This is a genomic window from Marinactinospora endophytica (assembly GCF_054780875.1).
Genome location: NZ_BAAGVM010000001.1, coordinates 755,569 through 774,030 on the forward strand (window position 1 = coordinate 755,569; position 18,462 = coordinate 774,030).

The 18,462-nt window shown below is 72.8% G+C and carries 6 protein-coding genes; all 6 read left to right on the top strand.

The window, feature by feature from the left end; all coding sequences use genetic code 11:
• Window positions 1–8 precede the first annotated feature (8 nt).
• The 6 genes from ACYVHU_RS03360 (at window position 9) to ACYVHU_RS03385 (ending at window position 18,090) form a co-directional block, all read left to right on the top strand.
• Window positions 9–512, top strand: a complete 504-nt coding sequence (locus tag ACYVHU_RS03360; protein WP_498947436.1) for a 2-thiouracil desulfurase family protein — start codon at window positions 9–11, stop codon at window positions 510–512.
• A gap of 824 nt (window positions 513–1,336) precedes the next feature.
• Entirely contained in the window at window positions 1,337–2,620 is a 1,284-nt protein-coding gene (locus ACYVHU_RS03365) for an MFS transporter (protein WP_078759855.1), read from the top strand.
• An 83-nt stretch (window positions 2,621–2,703) separates the two neighbouring features.
• Window positions 2,704–6,612, top strand: coding sequence for an AMP-binding protein (locus ACYVHU_RS03370; RefSeq protein ID WP_235000650.1), 3,909 nt, complete (start codon window positions 2,704–2,706; stop codon window positions 6,610–6,612).
• A complete protein-coding gene (locus ACYVHU_RS03375) occupies window positions 6,609–15,815 on the top strand; it encodes a MupA/Atu3671 family FMN-dependent luciferase-like monooxygenase (protein ID WP_498947437.1) in 9,207 nt (3,068 codons plus the stop codon). Before ACYVHU_RS03370 ends, ACYVHU_RS03375 begins: the two co-directional genes overlap by 4 nt.
• Window positions 15,812–17,302 carry a condensation domain-containing protein gene (locus ACYVHU_RS03380; protein ID WP_078759852.1) on the top strand — a complete coding sequence of 497 codons (1,491 nt, stop codon included), beginning with the start codon at window positions 15,812–15,814 and terminating at the stop codon, window positions 17,300–17,302. Before ACYVHU_RS03375 ends, ACYVHU_RS03380 begins: the two co-directional genes overlap by 4 nt.
• Complete coding sequence (locus tag ACYVHU_RS03385) at window positions 17,293–18,090, top strand: thioesterase II family protein (RefSeq protein ID WP_159457201.1); 798 nt, start codon at window positions 17,293–17,295, stop codon at window positions 18,088–18,090. The genes ACYVHU_RS03380 and ACYVHU_RS03385 overlap by 10 nt, the downstream gene beginning before the upstream one ends.
• The last annotated feature ends 372 nt before the right edge of the window (window positions 18,091–18,462 follow it).

Consider the following 18,462-nt stretch of genomic DNA (forward strand, 5'->3'; position numbering starts at 1 on the left):
AGGGTGTCATGGAGAAGATCCTGGTGAGCGCCTGCCTCATGGGCCAGGAGGTGCGCTACGACGGCAAGGCCAAGACGGCCGAGCACGAGATCTTCGCGCGGTGGCGCGCGGAGGGACGCCTCGTCTCCTACTGTCCGGAGGTCGCCGGCGGCCTGCCGGTGCCGCGCCCACCCGCCGAGATCGAACCGGGGGCCGACGCCGCGACGGTCCTTCGGGGAGGTGCCCGTATCCTCACCTCGGACGGCGCCGATGTCTCACGGCCCTTCCTGAACGGGGCCGCGGGGGCCTTGGCGGCGGCGCGCAGGCACGGGGTCCGCATGGCGGTGCTCAAGGAGGGCAGTCCCTCCTGCGGTTCGGGGCGCGTCTACGACGGCACCTTCACCGGTGCCACGCTGCCGGGACGCGGCGTCACCACCGAGGTGCTGCGCGACCACGGCATCGCCGTGTTCAGCGAGGAGGATCTTCCCGCGGCCGACGCCCACCTGCGCGCCCTGGAGGCGGGGGAGGGCTGACGCCGCCCGTCCGGGGGGCGGCCCCGGACCGCGCCAGACCGATCCGCGTCGACGCCGTTCCCGCCTCGGCCGAACGGCGTGCAGGCGATCTGGAATTCCCGGCTTGCCGGGAGCCGCCCATGACGATGGCCGCCCGCCGGCCGGTACGGCCCGACCTCTCGCCGAAGGCCAGGGGCGCCGGCTCCCCGCGTGCCCGGCGGCCGTGGCGTCGGGGCCGGTGCGATCGATGGGGCCGTGAAGACCGGGCGGCCTGGGCGCGCGTCGGCCCGGGCCGCACCCTGGTCCGCGGCGTCCCGCCTGTCGTGCGACGGCTCCCTTCCCTACGGGACCGCGTCCCGCTTCCCGGGATCACCGGGCGGGGCGGGGCCGTCTCGACCCTCGGCTCCCCCGGTCCGTTTCGCCTCGTTTCCTGGGTCCCACGGTCCGGGGTGGATGTCCGGGGACGGTCTTCGGCCGGCGCGCGGGGGAGGGGAGCGGGACCGGGCCGGGGAGCGGTCAGCCTGGCGGCCGACGTCCCCGCCGGAGACGGCGGGAATCCTGCTGGCCGGCCCTTCTGCTCTGATTCGGGATAGGGCGCCACCTCGGTTTAGCGGATATAACGCCCAGGTCGGAAGAGAAGGGTTCGAAAGTGGACGTAGTTTCGGCATGGGGACGGACAAACACGAAGTTCGCTCATATGTGTAGTGGCGCGCATCGTGGAGAAAACAGGCCCTTGACAGTCGCTCCATGCCGTTACTAGCATCTCAATGTCTTATTGTGTTTATTCGTACAATACATAATAAAGTATGGCAAGCGTGATTCGGCGATAAAGCGAAAAGGCGAGAATGGAAAACCGGCCGAGATTCGCGTATTTCATTTGGCTTACGGTCGGATATTCGGCCTCGTCGTTCGGCACCTACCTCAACATGGTGGCGCTCGGGCTGTACGTTTTCCATCTCACCGGGCGGGCGCTGGACACCGGGCTGTTCATGGCGCTCCGCCTGATCGTCAGCGTCGTCGCGGGTCCGGCTGTCGGCGGACTCGCCAACCGGGTGAACCGGCGCGCCGCCATGGTGGGGGCCGACCTGGCCCAGGCGGCGGCCCTGGTCGCCCTCTTCCTGGCGCCGACCGCCGCGCGGGAGACGCTGGTCTACGTCCTGGCGGTCGTCCTCGGACTCGGCGGGACGGTCTCCAACGTGCTGCTGCGCAGCAGCATCCCCGCCATGGTCGGGGAGGAACAGCGCGTCCGCGCCAACGGCTACCTCGTCACCGGCCGCTCGACCGCGATGACCCTGGGGTTCGCCTCGGCCGGTGTCGTCGTGGCGTTCATCGGTTATGACGCCGCCTTCCTCATCACCGCGTCGACCTTCGCGGTCTCGGCCCTGGTGCTGCTCACCGTCCCCCTGCGGTTCCGCGCTCCCGGGGGCGGGGGAGACGGCGCGCCGGCGCGGTCGTCGCGCTCCGGTTTCTGGACCGATCAACGGCTGGCCCTGGCCGCGGTGTCGGCCTTTCCCGCACTGCTGTTCATGCTCGCGGTCCGTGGCCTGGATGCCTTCGGATCCGCGTCGCACAACATCGGCATCCCGATCTTCGCCTCGCTGGAGTATCCCGAGAACCCGGCCTGGTTCGTCAGCGGATTCTGGACGGCGTGGGCGGTCGGCAGTCTGAGTTCCTACCGCCTGTTCGGAAAGAGGATCGACTCGTCGGGGGCATCCGGTGGGGAAAAGGGATTCGTCGTCGGCACCTGCCTGATGTCGTTGTTCTTCATCCTCTCCTTCACCGGGGTTCCCCTCTACCTGCTCGTCCTGATCGCGGCCTGCGCCGGACTCGCCGACGGTTACACGGAGATCGCCTATAACACACGCCTGCAGGCGGTGGCCGAGGAGCAGCGGGGAGCGGTGTTCGGTTTCTCCTCCCTCCTCGAAATGGGCGGGCTGGGCGTCGGGATGATCATCAGTTCCCTCCTTCTGGAAATCTGGGCGCCGCCCCTCGTGGTCGGTTCCCTGCATGGTCTCGCGATCGCCGCCGCGCTCGCGTTCATCGGTTTCTCCCTGTTCGCGGCCAGGGGGAGAAGGCAGACGAAGACGGCTGAGAAAAGAGCCGGGATCGAGTCGGGTCCCCAGGAGTAAGAGGTGGTACCCCCATGGTCGTCATCAGACCTGAGCTTACGGAAAAGATCCTGTCATCCGATGTAGTGGCCGATGGTGTGGTGGTGGACCGCCGATCCGGTGGCACCGGTCCACTGGTGGCCTACGCGGTGCCGAGCCTTGGGGCCGATCCCGCGAAGGTCCGCAGAAGAGTGAGCGCCGCCTTGCTCCGGGCCGGGACGACAGCGGTCGTCCTGGTGAGACGGATTCCGAGGACGGCCGAGGGCGATCCCGACCTGAAGGCGCTGGAATCCGTTCCGGTGCTCACCCCCGGCCTCCTCCGTTCCTATGAGAGGGAGCTCACGACCGCCTTCCCCGCGGTCGCCCCCGAGGTCGAACTGCGTCCGGTCGACACGGAGCCGGGCCGCTTCACCCCCGCGGACCTGGACGCCCCGAAACCAGATCCCCGACCCGACGCGGGGCCCTCCCTCCCGGCCGGGAGGGAGCAGACCCTTCGGCCGGCGCTCATCGCGGGCGCGGAACTCCGTCCGGCCGAGGACGACCCCCGCACCGTCACCGAGGCGTTGCTCTCCCTTCCCACCTCACACCCCGCGACGGGGGTGCGGGTCATCGGCCGCGACCGGGACGAACTCCTGCCCTCCGCCGTCCTGCTCGACCGCGCCAAACGCGTTCTGGGGGGGCTGCGCAGCCGCGGACTGACCCCCGGCAGCCACGCCATCCTCCAGATCGACGACCTGGCGGAGTACTTTCCCGTGCTGTGGGGCTGCCTCCTGGGCGGCATCCGCTCCGTGACGATCACCCCACCCTCCTCCTACGCCGAGGACAGCCCCGAACTGGAGAAGCTGGCGGGCGTCTGGCGCAGGCTCCAGGCGCCCATCATCACCGGCGCGGCCGGGGCCACCGCCCTCGCCGGGGCCTTTCCCGGCTCCTCCGGTCCCAGCGCCGACGACATCCTCACCGTCGCGGAGCTGAGCGAGGACGAACCGAGTGAGGACGTCCATGGGGCGGCGCCGGACGATGTGGCGGTCCTCCAGCTCTCCTCGGGGAGCACCGGCCAGCCGAAGATCATCCAGATCACCCACCGCGCGGTGATCGAGATGGCGATCGGCTGCCGGGAACGCAACCGTGTGTCGGCGGGGGACGTCACCTTCAACTGGCTCCCCTTGGACCATGTCGTCCCCCTGGTCATGTTCCACCTGCGTGACGTGGTCCTCGGCTGCACCGGGATCCACGCCCCCACCGCCTACATCGCCGAGGACCCGCTGCGCTGGCTGGACGCGCTGGACAGGTACGGGGTGCACCACTCCTGGTCGCCGAACTTCGGCTACAAGATGCTGGAAGACGCCCTCGCGGCGGCGCCCGGCCGGAGCTGGGACCTCTCCTCGGTGAACACCCTGCTCAACGGCGGCGAGCAGTGCACGATGCCGGTGGTCCGCAAGTTCCTGGGGGCGACCTCCGGTTTCGGGCTCAGGCCCGACGCGATGGTGTTCTCGTGGGGGATGGCCGAGACCGCGACCGGGATCGTCTTCAAGTTCGTCTCCGAGGAGCGCAGCTCGCTGCTCGTGGCCACGGACTCCCTGGGCGGTGTCCTGCGGTTGGTGGACGCGGACTTCGACGGTGACACCGTGGAGTTCACCAACATGGGGTCGCCCGCGCCGGGGGCGCGGTTCCGGATCGTCGACGACGACGGGCGCGTCACGACCGAGAGGGTGATCGGCAGGCTCCAGGCACGGTCGGGCCGGGTCACCCCCGGCTACCTGAACGCCCCCGAGGTGAACGCGGCCGTCTTCACCGAAGACGGCTGGTTCGAGACCGGGGACCTGGCGTTCGTCCTCGACGGGGAACTCGTCATCGCCGGACGCGCCAAGGAACAGATCGTCATCAACGGCGCCAACTTCTACTGCCACGACATCGAGGACGCCTGTGGCGAGGTGGACGGCGTCTCCAACGGGCTCGTCGCGGCCTGCGGGGTCCCCGACGAGACCACCGGCAGCGAGTCCCTCGCGGTCCTCTACGTCCCCGACCCGTCCGCCGCCACCACCGGGGAGGAGACGCGCCGCCGGATCGTCGAGGTCGTCGCGTCCCGGTTCCGGGTCCTGGCCGCCCGCGTCATCCCCCTGGCCGAGGCCGAGCTTCCACGCACCTCCAGCGGCAAGATCCAACGCTCCGAACTGGTCGCCCGTATCCTCCGGGGCGACTACGGCGACGCGGGCACGGCCCCGGTGACCGTCCCCGACTGCCTCCACCGTCCCCGCTGGCTTCCGCTTCCCGCCATCCCCCGGACGCCGGCACCGGGACCGCGCGTCATCCTCGCCGACGACATGGGGGTGGCCGAGCGGCTGGACCGCTCCGACGGGGACGTCCTGGTCTGGGCGGGCGCAGGGTTCGAGGAGCGCCCGGACGGCTACGTCGTCAACCCCGACTCCGACGCCGACTGGTCGCTCCTGCGCGCCCGGCTGTCCGACGCCGGTCTGCGCTGGACGACGCTGGTCCACCTGTGGGGCTACCTTCCCGTCCCCGATCTGGACGGCGCCGAGGAGGCCGTCGAGGAGGCCCTGCGACGCTGCGGCTGGTTCCTGCTGTCCGCGGCCCGCGCCCTGTCACCGTTGGCGGAGGAACGGGGAGCCAGGCTCGTCACGGTCAGCCGGCAGTTGCACCGGATCACCGGCGCGGAACAGGTGTGCTTCCCCGCGGGTCTCACCCCGGTCGTGGCGGCCGTGCTCGCCGCGGAGACCCCCCACCTGCGCGCCCTCCACGTCGACCTGCCCGGAGACGACCCCGACGCCGACGCCGCCGCGCTGCGTTCCGCGATGGGATTGCGCGCCGACGCGGCCGAGATCGCCTGGCGTGACGGCCGGCCCCACGGCCTGGCCCTGTCCCCGGTCAAAGAGCGCACGGAGCCGCGCGACGCGCTGCGGCGAGGCGGACGCTACCTGGTCGCCGGGGGAGCCGGCGGGATCGGGACGGTGCTGCTGGACGATCTGGCCCGGCGCTACGACGCGCGCTTCCTGGTGGTCGGCCGCAGCGTCACCGCCCACGAGGAGGGGCGCCTGCGCCACCGCCCCGTCGACGTCTGCGACATGGCCGGGCTGCGCAAGGCGGTCGAGGACGCCGAGACGGAGTGGGGCGGCCCGTTGACGGGCGTCCTCCACCTGGCGGAACAGGGGTACCGGTTCCGGCTCCTCGACGAGGAGACCGCCGCCTCCTGGTGGGAGGCCCTGAGCGTGAAGGCGTGGGGGACCTGGAACCTGGCGATGATCGCCAGGGAGCGCGCGGACTGCCACCTCGTCGTCTTCTCCTCGCTGCTGGGCCGCTTCCCCTCCCTCGGCTACGGCGGCTACAGCGCCGCCAGCGGCCTCGCCGACGCCCTGTGCGGCCATCTGGCGGCGCACACCGACGTCCCCGTGCACAGCGTGCTGTGGGGGTCGTGGGACGACACCGGTCTGAACAGGGGCAACCCCTACGCGGTGGCGGCCCGGCAGAAGGGGCTGGTGACCCTCACCGCCGAGGAGGGGCGTCTGCTCACCCGGATGGTGCTACGCCACCCCGGCGGCACCTACCTGGCCGGGGTCAACCCGGCGGCCGAGGCGATGCGCCACCTGGTGGACGGCGACGAGCGGCTGGCGCTGGAACGGCCGGTGGTGGTGGCCGACCGGGCCGACCTCGACCTCCCCGCCCTCACCGACGCCTTCGGCGTCCGCGCCGATGTGACACCGAGTCCCCGCGGCCGGGAGGTCCGGCCGGACACCGACCCCGCGCCCACCGCCGACGAGGAGACCGTCCGCCTCGTCGAGGAGGTGTTCGCCGGCGTGGTGGCGGGTCCGCTGGAACGGGACCGGCGGTTCTACGAGCTCGGCATCGGCTCCCTCCAGATCCTGCAGGTGCACGCGCGGCTGGAGACCGCCCTGGGGCGGGAGATCCCCCGCACCACCATCTTCGAGTACCCCACCATCAACGCGCTGGCCGGCCACCTCGCGGCCGGGGCCGCCACCAACGGGCGAGGTGGGAGATGAGCGAGGACAAGAACCCCGTCGCCCCCCTGGCCATCATCGGGATGGCGGGCCGCTTCCCCGGCGCCGAGGACCTCTCCCGCTACTGGGACAACCTGTGCCGGGGCGTCAGCGCGATCACCGACGTCGAACCCGCCGAGCCCACGCCCGACCACGTGGGGGCCGGCGGCCGGCTCGAAGGCATCGACGAGTTCGACGCCGCGTTCTTCGGCATGACCCCGATGGAGGCCCGGCTCACCGACCCGCAACACCGGCTCTTCCTGCAGACCTGCTACCACGCCCTGGAGGACGCCGGATACCCCACCGAGCCCGCGGGAACGCGGATCGGGGTGTTCGCCGGCAGCGGGATGAACCTCTACCCGCAGCGCTCCTATCTGCTCACCCAGCTCCCGGCCGGCGCCGACGACGACCCCGTGTCCGGGCTGCGCACGGCCATCGGCAACCAGCCGGACTTCCTGAGCACACGTGTCTCCTTCCGCCTCGGGCTGACCGGCCCGGCCGTCGGGGTGCAGACCGCGTGCTCGACCTCCCTGGTCGCCCTCCACCTGGCGGCGCAGGCGATCGCGCAGGGCGACGCCGACATGGCGGTGGTCGGGGCCGCGGCGATCTCCATCCCCCAAGACGGCGGATACCGCTACACGGAGGGGTCCATTCTCTCCCGCACCGGTGTGTGCCGCCCCTTCAGCGCTGCCGCCGACGGGACGGTCGGCGGCAGCGGGGTCGCCGCCATCGTGGTCAAACCCTTGGACGCGGCGGTCGCCGACCGCGACCCGATCCACGCCGTCGTGCTGGGGACCGCGGTCAACAACGACGGGTCCGCGAAGGTCGGCTACACCGCGCCCAGCGTCACCGGCCAGGCCAGGGTGGTCCACGACGCCCTGGCCAGGGCGGGGGTCCACCCCGACGACATCGGCTACGTCGAGGCCCACGGTACGGGGACCGCGTTGGGCGACCCCATCGAGGTCCAGGGCCTCACCCAGGCCTACCGGTCGGCCACCGACCGCACCGGGTACTGCTACCTGGGGTCGGTCAAAGCCAACATCGGCCACCTGGACAGCTGCGCCGGGATGGCGGGGTTGATCAAGGCGGCCCTCGCGGTCAGACACGGGAGGATCCCCGGCCAGATCAACCTCGGCGAGGTCAACCCCGACCTGCGCCTGGAGCAGACCCCGTTCCGCATCAGCGAGCAGACCATCGCCTGGCCCGAATCCGCCCGCCCGCGCCGCGCCGGCGTGTGCTCCCTGGGGGTCGGCGGAACCAACGCCCACGTGGTGCTCCAAGAGCCCCCGGCCAACACGTCACCCCGGTGGGCCGGGCCGGGGGTCCTGCCGTTGTCGGCCCACACCCCGGACGCGCTGGCCCGGCTCGCCGGAGGGTACCGCGACCGGCTGCGCGACGGCGCCGACCCCGGGGCGCTGTTCGCCGCCGCGGTGACCAACGCCAGGCCCATGCGCCACCGGCTGGCGGTCACCGGGTCCTCGCCCGCCGAGCTCGCCGCCGCCCTGGACGGGTACGCCTCGGGGGAGCACCGCGAAGGAGCGCGCTCCGGTCGCGCCATGACCGGTGATGGGACAACGCCGGGAGCCGACGCGCCCGTCTTCCTCTACTCGGGGCAGGGGCCGCACGCGCCCGGTATGGCGCGCGCCCTCTACCACGGCCACCCCGGATTCCGCGCGGTGCTGGACGAGTGCGACGCGACGTACCGCGAGACGTGGGGCGAGGGACTGCGCTCGGTTCTGGTCGACGGCGAGGGGCCCGACCAGTGGACGACCGACCTCCTCCAGCCCGCGCTCTTCGCCTACCAGGCGGCCCTCACCCGGCTCTGGGACGACCTGGGGGTCCGCCCCTCCCACGTGGTCGGCCACAGCGCCGGGGAGTACGCCGCGCTGTGGGCCGCGGGGGCGTTCTCCCTGGAGGACGGGCTCCACCTGGCGGCCGTCCGCGGCCGACTCATGCAGGAGGTCGCCGAGGAGGGCGGCATGCTCGCCGTCTTCGCGGACCCGACCGTGGTCGAGGAGGCGCTGACCCGCCACCCCGGCCTGGAGGTCTGCGTGGTCAACGGGGCCGGCCAGCACGTCGTGGGAGGGGCCGCCGGCGGGGTCGACGCGCTCGCCGAGGACCTGGCCCGACGCGGGGTGCACGCGCGCAGGCTCGCCGCCGGCCGGGCCTTTCACACCGCGTCGATGGACCCGGTGGTGGACCTGTTCGCCGAGCACGCCCAGGACGTGCGCCTGTCCCCCCTGCGCCGCCGCTTCTCCAGCAACCTCGGCGGGCGCAGGCTGGAGGCCGGTGACGTCATCGACGCCGACTACCTGTGCCGCCAGATCCGGGAGACGGCGCGTTTCGACCTGGCCCTGCGTGACGCCGGCCCCACCGGGGCGGGCGTGTTCCTGGAGATCGGCCCGGGGGCGGTCCTGACCGGGATCGGCCGCGGGGAGAGACCGGGGTCCGTCTTCGTCTCCTCGCACGGGCCCGAGGTCTCTCCGGCACAAGACATCCGCGCCGCCCTCGCGCGGTTGCACGCCGCCGGGGTGCCCGTGCGCTGGGGAAACCTCGTGCCCCCCGGCGTCGTGCGCGGGCGGGTCCCCGCCTACCCCTTCCAACGTGAAAGCCACTGGATCGGACCGATGGCGGGGGGACGACCCGCCGGGCCCGCCCCGGACGCTTCGGCGACGACCAGCGAACCGACGGCCACAGGGATGGACATGACGAGCAACGACCACGCCGCCGCGGACCGTCTCCACGAGCACGTCCTCGGGGTGGTGCGCGAACGCGCCGCCCACCACTTCGGCATGGAGACGGACCAGGTGGCGGCGGAGGACGCCTTCATCGACCTGGGGGCCGACTCGCTCGGCATGGTCAACATGCTGCGCGACGTCGAGCAGGCGTTCTCCGTCCGTGTCTCCATGCGCGAGCTGTTCGAGTCCGCGGACAGCGCCCAACGGCTCGCCGAGGCCGTGATCGACCGGCTCTCTCCCGACGAGGCGGAGCGGTTGATCGCCCGGAACGATCCCCGCCCCGAACCCGTCGAGACCGCGGCCCCCGCGCCGACGCAGCCGAGCCGAGACACCGCCCCGCCGGCCCCAGCCGGACCCGTTCCCCCGCCCGCGCCGGTCCTCCCCGCCCCGGCCCCCGCCGCGCCGGCGCCCGTGGCGGGCGCGCCCGGCAGCATCGCCCACGATCCGCCCGCCCCGCCCGCGGACGCGGACGGCGGAATCGAACGCATCATCAGCCAGCAGTTGAGCGTGATGCGTCAGCTCTCGGGGGTGATGGCCGACCAGCTCGCGCTGGCCAGGGCAGGGGGGAGCCAGCCGAGCGCGGCCCAGGAGGCGCGGACGGAACGGCCCGCCGACACCGCCCACAGCGCCGCCGAAACGGCCGCGACGCCCCCGCCAGGGCAACAGCCCCGCGCCCACGGCCCCAGGGTGGCGGTCGGCCGCGGCTCGGGCATGGTGACCGGGCGCTCCTCCCCCGAGCAGCGGCGCCACCTCGACGACCTCGTCCACAGGTACGAGACGGCGACACGCACGTCGAAGGACATCGCCCAACGTCACCGGGGCGCCCTGGCCGACAGCCGGTCGGTCGTGGGCTTCCGCAGCGCCACCAAGGAGATGCTCTACCCGCTGGCGGCCAGGAGGGCGCGGGGATCCTGGATCGAGGACGTCGACGGCAACCGCTACGTCGACATCACCATGGGGTTCGGCATCCTGCTGTTCGGCCACGAACCGGATTTCGTCAACGAGGCCATCCGCAGGCACCTGGACGGCGGTCTGCGGATCGGGCCGAGGAACGTGGAGACCGGCGAGGCCGCCGAACTCCTGACCCGGCTCACCGGGACGGACCGCGCCGCGTTCGCCACCTCGGGGACCGAGGCCAACTCCGCGGCCATCCGCCTGGCCCGGGCCTACACCGGCCGGCACAAGATCGTGATGTTCGAGGGCTCCTACCACGGCCACATCGACTCTCTATTGGCGCGCAGCGTCCGCGACGGGGACGGCCTGCGGAGCGTCCCGGTCTCCAGCGGGATCCCCGACAGCGCGGTCAGCGAGGTGATCGTGCTGGAGTACGGCGCCGCGGAGAGCCTGCGCGTCATCGACCAGCTGGGGCCGCAGATCGCCGCCGTCATGGTCGAACCGGTCCAGAGCCGCAACCCCTCCCTCCAGCCCGAGACCTTCGTCCGCGAGCTGCGCGAGGTGACCCGCAGGCACGGCAGCGTGCTCCTCTTCGACGAGATGCTCACCGGTTTCCGCCCCCACCTCCAGGGCGCCCGGGGCTTCTTCGGGGTCGAACCGGACCTGGCCACCTATGGCAAGGCCCTCGGCGGCGGCTTCCCGATCGGGGCCATCGCCGGCCGGGCCGCCATCATGGACGGCGTCGACGGCGGATACTGGCGCTACGGCGACGACAGCTTCCCGCCGGCGGAGACCACCTTCTTCGGCGGCACCTACACCCAGCATCCGTTGGCGATGAGCGTGGCCCGCGCCGTGCTCAGCCATCTGGAGACGCACAGCCCGCAGTTGCAGGAGCGGCTCAACGCCCGCACCCAGGGGCTCGCCACGACGTTGAACGCCTTCTTCGAGGAGGAGGAGTACCCCGTCCGCGTGGCGCACTTCGGCTCCCAGTTCCGGTTCGAGTACCGGGGGAACATGGAGCTGTTCTTCCACCACCTCCTGCTCAACGGCGTGTACGTGTGGGAGTGGCGCAATTTCTTCCTGTCCACCGCGCACACCGACGAGGACGTCGACCACATCGTCCGAGCGGTGCAGACGTCGCTGCGCGAGATGCGCCGGGGCGGCCTGTTCCCGTCCCAACGACCCGTCCTGGCCGCCGGGGCGCGGCCCGCCGCCGCGCAGGCCACCGCGCCGAGCGCGTCACGGCCCGCCCCCTCCGCCCCCGCGGCGCGGGTCGAGCCCAGGCGCACCGCCGCCCCCGACTTCAGCATCTACTTCTTCGGCGACTACCCCGAGGAGGTGTCCCGCGAGGCCGCCTACCAGTTGATCCAGGACTGCGCCAAGTTCGGTGACGACCACGGCTTCCACGCGGTCTGGCTGCCGGAACGGCACTTCCACTCCTTCGGCGGCATCTTCCCCAACCCCTCGGTCCTGGCGGCGTCACTGGCCACGCAGACCACGCGCATCCGCCTGAACTCGGGCAGCGTGGTGCTGCCCCTGCACAACCCGATCCGGGTGGCCGAGGAGTGGTCCCTCGTCGACAACCTGTCCAAGGGCCGTGTCGGACTGGGCTGCGCCAGCGGCTGGCACGCCAACGACTTCGTCTTCTTCCCCGAGCGCTACGGCCGCCACAAGGAGGTGATGTACGAGCAGATCGAGACGGTCAGGCGGCTGTGGCGGGGCGAGAAGGTCACCGGCCGGTCGGGGACGGGCGAACGCGTCGACGTCGGCCTCCACCCCCGTCCGGTCCAGCCGGAGCTGCCGATGTCCGTGGCCATCGTCGGCAACCCCGACAGCTACCGCATGGCGGCCGAACACGGGCTCGACGTCGTGACCAACCTGATGGGGCAGTCGATCGAGCAGCTCGCCGACAACGTCGCCCGGTACCGGTCGGCGCGGGCCGAGCACGGGCACGACCCCCACACGGGCCGGGTCACCGTGCTGGTGCACACCTACCTCGGTCACGACGTCGAGCAGGCCAGGGCCGCCGCCCGCGACCCGTTCTGCCGTTACCTGCGCTCCTCCCTGTCGCTGTTCGGGCAGACGACGAACAGCCTCGGGTTCTCCATCGATCTGGAGAACACACCGGAGGAGGACGTCGACTTCATGCTCGGCATGGCCTTCGAACGCTACTGCGAGAGCCGGGCCCTCATCGGCACCGCGGACAGCTGCGCCCCCGTGGTGGAGGCGCTGCTGGACGCGGGCGTCGACGAGATCGCGGCCTTCGTCGACTTCGGCCTGCCCCCGCACGAGGTGCTGCGCGGACTGCCCGAACTGGACAGGGTGCGCAGGCGCTACCAGGAGGGCGGCGCGGCCACCTCCGCCAGGCCCCTGGCGGAGGTGGCGCGGGGCGGGCCGAAGGTGACGGACGTGGCCCCGCTGTCGTTCGCCCAGCAGCGGATCTGGTTCCTCGACCGGCTCCTGCCCGGGCGCCCCACCTACACCGAGGCCAAGGCGATCGACCTGCGCGGCCGGCTCGACGTGCCCGGGCTGCGTTCCGCGCTGCGCTACGTGGTCGAACGCCACCCGGCGCTGCGGACGGTGTTCCGGGAGGTGGACGGCGAACCCCGCCAGGTCGTCCTGGGCCACGTGGACCTGGAATGCCAGCTGCGCGACCTCGCCGACGCCGACGTGGACGGGGCCGTGGCGGAGGCGGTCGCGGAGGAGGGGCGCCGCCCCTTCGACCTGGAGGAGGGGCCGCTGCTGCGGGCGCGGATCCTGCGGTTCGCGGACGACCACCACGTCCTGGTCCTGGCGATGCACCACATCATCGTCGACACCGTCTCGGCCCTGGTCTTGACCCGGGAGATCACCGAGGCCTACCGGGCCGGGGCCGAGGGACGCGCGGTGGACCTTCCCGACCCGCGCATGACCTACGTCCGCTTCGCCCGGGAGCAGCGCGAGGCCGTGGCGCAGGGAACGGCGGAGGCGAGCCTGCGCTACTGGGCGGAGCGGCTCGCGGGCCCCCTCCCCGAGCTGCGGCTTCCCCTCGACCGTCCCCGCCCCCCGCTCCCGGTATCGCCGGGCCGGTCCCTGTTCCGCGTGCTGCCCGAGGAGCTGTCGCAGCGGCTGCGGGCGCTGTCCCGCTCACAGAGGGCCACCCTGTTCATGACGCTCGTGGCGGGTCTGGGGGCCGTCCTGCACCGCTTCAGCGGCCAGGACGACATCCTGGTGGGCACCCCGATCGCGGGCCGCCCGGAGGGCACGGAGGACGTCGTCGGCTTCTTCGCCAACACCCTCGCGCTGCGGCTCGACCTGTCGGGGGACCTGTCCTTCCGCGAACTGCTCGGCCGGGTGAAGGACACCCTGCTGGACGCCTACGAGCACGACGACGCGCCGTTCGAGGAGGTGGTCAGGCGGGTCAACCCCGAACGGGACCCCGGCCGCAGCCCGATCTTCCAGGTCATGGTCGAATTCGAAAACGAGGCGATCTTCGAGTTCGACCTCCCCGGGGTCCAGGCGCGGCTGCTCGACGTGGGCGTGGACCGGGCGCCGTTCGACCTCACCCTGTACCTGGCCAACCTGCCCGAGGGCATCCACTGCCAGATCGAGTACAACGCGGACGTCTTCGACGAGCCCACCATCGGACGGATCGCCGACTACCTCCACGACGTCCTGGCCGCCGCGGTCCAGGACCCCGACGAGCGGCTGTCCCACCTGGGCGGGGTGAGCCGGCAGGACCGGAGGCTGCTGCTGGAGTGGGGCGCGGGCGAACCCCGGCCCGAGCCGCCGTGCCCGCACCTGCTCGTCGAACGCCGGGCCGCCGAGCACCCCGACCGCACCGCCGTCGTCGGCGTGGCCGGCGACCTCACCTACCGCGAGCTCAACGCGGCCGCCAACCGGCTGGCCCGACGGCTGCGCGCCGCGGGGGTCGCCCCCGACGACCGGGTGGGCGTGCGGCTCGCCCGCTCCCCCCGGCTCATCGCCGCGCTCCTGGCCGTGGCCAAGGCCGGCGGCGCCTACCTGCCGCTGGACCCCCTCCAGGGGGAGGAACGGCTGGCGTTCATGCTCGCCGACAGCGGCGCCCGGGTGCTCCTCACCGAGGGGGAGACGGCGGCGACGGCCCCCGAGGGGGTCACCGTCCTGCGCGTCGACGAGCCGGCCGGGGCCGAGGCGGAGGGGATCGACGACGGCGACCTCGACTGCGTGACCACCCCCGACAACCTGCTGTACTGCCTGTACACCTCAGGTTCGACGGGACGCCCCAAGGGCGTGGAGATGCCCCATCGGGGCCTGGCCAACCTGGTGGACTGGTACCTGCGCGCCCATGCGCCCGCCCGGACGCTCCAGTTCGCCTCCTGCGGCTTCGACGTGGCCAGCCAGGAGATCTTCACGACGCTGGCCTCCGGCGGAACCCTCGTCCTCGTCACCGAGGAACAGCGCTTCGACCCGCCCGCGCTGGCGCGCGTGGTGCGGGCCCACGGGGTCGAACGGGTCATCATGCCCTTCACCCCGCTCCAGTACCTGCTGGAGGCCCTGCTCGCGGACGGGCCCGCCCCCGCCCTGCGCGAGGTGATCAACACGGCGGAGCGGCTGACCCTCACCGAGACGGTGCGGCGCTTCCTCGCGGCCAACCCCGACTGCGCCCTGTACAACGAGTACGGGCCGACCGAGACCCACGTCGTCACCTCGCACCGGGTGGACGATCTCGACGACCGGGTGCCACCGGTCGGGCGCCCGATCTCGGGCACCACCATCCACCTCCTCGACCAGGCGCGGCGGCCGGTGCCGGTCGGCGCGGTCGGCACGATCCATGTCTGCGGGGCCGGGGTGGCGCGCGGCTACCGCGACCGTCCCGAGGAGACCGGGCGGGCGTTCGGCGAGGACCCCTTCGCGCCCGGAGCGGGACGGCGCATGTACCGGACCGGCGACCTGGGGCGGTGGCGCGCCGATGGGACGCTCGAATACCTGGGCCGAGACGACGGTCAGGTGAAGATCCGCGGCTGGCGGGTGGAACCCGGAGAGGTCGAACACGCGCTCAACGGCCTGGACGCGGTCCGCCAGGCCGTGGTCCTGGCCCACGAGGACGCAGACGGCGGGACCTATCTCGCCGCCCACGTCGTCCTCGCCGAGGACGCCGGCCTCGACCCGCAGACCGCGGGGGAGCGGGTGGCCGCGCTGCTGCGCGAGCGGCTTCCGCACTACATGATCCCGCGCGCCTGGGCGTTCCCCGACGCGTTGCCGACGAACGTCAACGGGAAGGTCGACCGCGGGGCGCTGCCCGCGCCCGCACCCGCGGAGGACGAGGGCGTCGCCTCCGAGGGGGAGCGCATCGGACGGCTCAGGAAGATCTGGGAGAGCCACCTGGGAGTGTCGGGGATCGGGCCGGACCGCTCGTTCTTCGAGGTCGGCGGGCACTCGTTGCAGGCGGTCGGCCTGCTCAACAGGGTCCGCGACGAACTGGGCGTGCAGGTCACCCTCACCGAGTTCTTCCAGCGGCCGACCATCCGCGACATGGCGGCGCTCGCGGACCAGGGCCGCGAGCGGACCGACGGGGACCTCCGCCCGGCCACGCGGGTCCAGGGGGTGCTGTGAACCTCGACGAACTCCTGCTGTACCTGCGGGAAGAGGACGTCCGCCTCGCCGAGCGGGACGGACGGCTGGCCTTCGACGCCCCCGAGGGGGCGCTCACCGACACCGTGATGACCGCGCTGCGCCGGCACCGGGACGCCCTGCTCGAGTGGGTCGCCCGGGAGGAGACGGCCCCGTGGTCGAGCGGCCCGGCGACCTGGATGCAACGCCACCTCGCCGACCGGCACGCCCTCACCGAGAATCCGGCGACCTGGAACGTCTCCTACCGCCTGAACCTGTCGGGCGGGCTCGACGTCACAGCCCTGGAACGGGCGGCCGAACTCCTGGCCGAACGCCACGACGTGCTGCGCACCCGCTTCCGCAGGTACGCCGGCGGCCTCGTCCAGGAGGTCCTTGCCACAACCCCGATCCGCCCCGTCCTCGTCGACCTGCGGCCCGCGAACGGCCGGGAGGCCGCGCCGCAGCGCGTCGAGGAGTGGTGCCAGGCCACCGCGCAGGAACCGTTCGAGATCGACGCCGGACCGCTCGTCCGCCTCCCCCTGGCCCGGGTGGGGGAGCGGGAGTGGGTGCTCATGCTGGTCCAGCACCACATGATCACCGACGCCGTCTCGGTCGCCGTCGTGCTGAACGACCTCGCCCGGTTGTACACCGCCACGGTCCGTGGACGCGCGCCCTCCCTGCCCCCGCCGCGGACCCGGCTCGTCGACTACGCCAGATGGCAGCGGCGCCAGCTCCAGGGGGCTGAGGGGGAGCGGCTGGCGGACTACTGGCGGCGCCAGCTCGCCGGCGCCGACCTCTCCCTGCCCCTGCCCGGCGACCGGCCCAGACCCGACCGGCTCTCCGGGGCGGGCGCGGTGGTCACGATGGCGATCGAGCCGTCGCTGACCGACCGCCTGGAGGAGTACGCCAGGTCGCGGCGGGTGACGCTCTACACGGTGCTGTTGACCGCCTTCGGGCGGCTGCTCGCCGACCTGACCGGCCGCCACGAGGTCGTGCTCAACGGCAACTCGGCCAACCGCGACCGCGGCGAGCTGGAGGGCCTGGTCGGCATGCTCGTGACCTCCTTTCCTCTCCGGCTCGGCTTCGACCCCGCGCGCACGGCCGACGAGACCGTGCGCGCGGTGGGCCGGACCGTCGCGGGCGCTCTCGACCACCAGGCGCTGCCCCTGCCGCTCATGCGCGAACTGCTCCGGTTCCAGGACCGGCCCGGCGGGGACCGCTACGCCCAGTCCTGGTTCGTCCTCAACCCCGCCGATCCCGGTGGCCTGGAACTGCCCGACCTGCGCGTCGAGGTGGAGGAGGTGCCCATTCCCGGGGCCCGGTCGGATCTGGGGGCGCTGGTCGTCCCCGACAACGGGCTGCGAGTCCTGTGGGAGCTGTCCACCGACTTCCTGTCCACCGCGACGGTCGAGTCGTGGGTGGGGCGCTACCGCGCCCTGCTGGAAGGGCTCCTCAAGGATCCGGACAGGAAGGTGACGGAGTGGCGCTGACACACGACCCCTGGCACTCGGCGGGTGACGCCTCCGACCCGCGTCTGCACCTCGTCTGCCTGCCCTACGCGGGAAGCCTCGCGCCGCCCTTCCTGGACTGGGCCGCGCTGCTCCCCTCGGGCGTGGAGCTGCTGTCCGCCCGCCCGCCCGGCCGGGGCGCGCTGCGGGGCGGGCCGGCGCCGGCGACGATCCCGGACGTGGCCGAAGCCCTGGTGGACCCGCTCCTGGAGCGCCTGCGCGGACCCTTCGTGCTCTTCGGCCACAGCATGGGAGCGCTGATCGCCTTCGAGCTGGCCCGGGTCTTCGAGGACCTGGACGCCGGGCCGCGGCACCTGTTCGTCTCCAGCTACCGCGCTCCGCAGCTGCCGATGGGGCGACGGCAGTTCCACCTCGCCCCCGACGCCGAGCTGGCGGCCCATCTCGACGTCCTCTCCGACGGGGCGCTCGGCGCCTGCCCGGACTCCTCTCTGGTGCCGATCCTGCGCGGGGACCTGCGGTCGTGCGAGACCTACGAGTTCGCCGGCGATCCCCTCCTGCGGACCCCCGTCACGGCCTTCCACGGTGCCGCCGACCCGCTGTTCTTTGCCGCCGAGGTCCGCGGGTGGCGGGAGGTGACGCGAGCGGCGTTCGAGTTCGTCGAGCTCCCCGGCGGCCATTTCCACCTGCACGCGACGAGACGGGAGGTGCTGGCGCGGATCCTCCGCGCGGGGGACGCGCCGTCCGGGCCGCCCGCCGGCCGGCGGGCGACCCCGAGGGTGGGAGAGGCGATGGCGCCGGACCGGGAATGACCTTCTTCCATGCCTCGCGCGCGCCGGCCGGTCCGGACCGTGGACGGGCGGGCCGAGGGCGCCGAGGCCCGCACGGCGGGCCGTCCCCCGCCCACCGGCCTCCCGCTCCACGAACGGGCGAGACCGTTCCCGAGGCCGGCACGTCCGCCGATCCCCGAGCCAGGCCGACATCCATGGTGTCGGTTCCCCGCCCGCCGTGGTCCGGTGCCGGGACCGGTGCACAACGTGGTCGACTACCGTGGGGAGGTGTGCGACGACACCCGGCCCCGCCCGAACGGGCGTCCCGTCGGTCAGGTCACCGCCGTCCGCGACCAGCGGGCTGCTGCCGGCGCGTTCACCGCGCCGCGTGGTACCGCCCGTTCCCCGCGTGGA

Coding starts and splice junctions, on each gene's coding strand:
- ACYVHU_RS03360 (WP_498947436.1), top strand. CDS start 9: ATGGAGAAGATCCTGGTGAGCGCCTGCCTCATGGGCCAGGAGGTGCGC.
- ACYVHU_RS03365 (WP_078759855.1), top strand. CDS start 1,337: ATGGAAAACCGGCCGAGATTCGCGTATTTCATTTGGCTTACGGTCGGA.
- ACYVHU_RS03375 (WP_498947437.1), top strand. CDS start 6,609: ATGAGCGAGGACAAGAACCCCGTCGCCCCCCTGGCCATCATCGGGATG.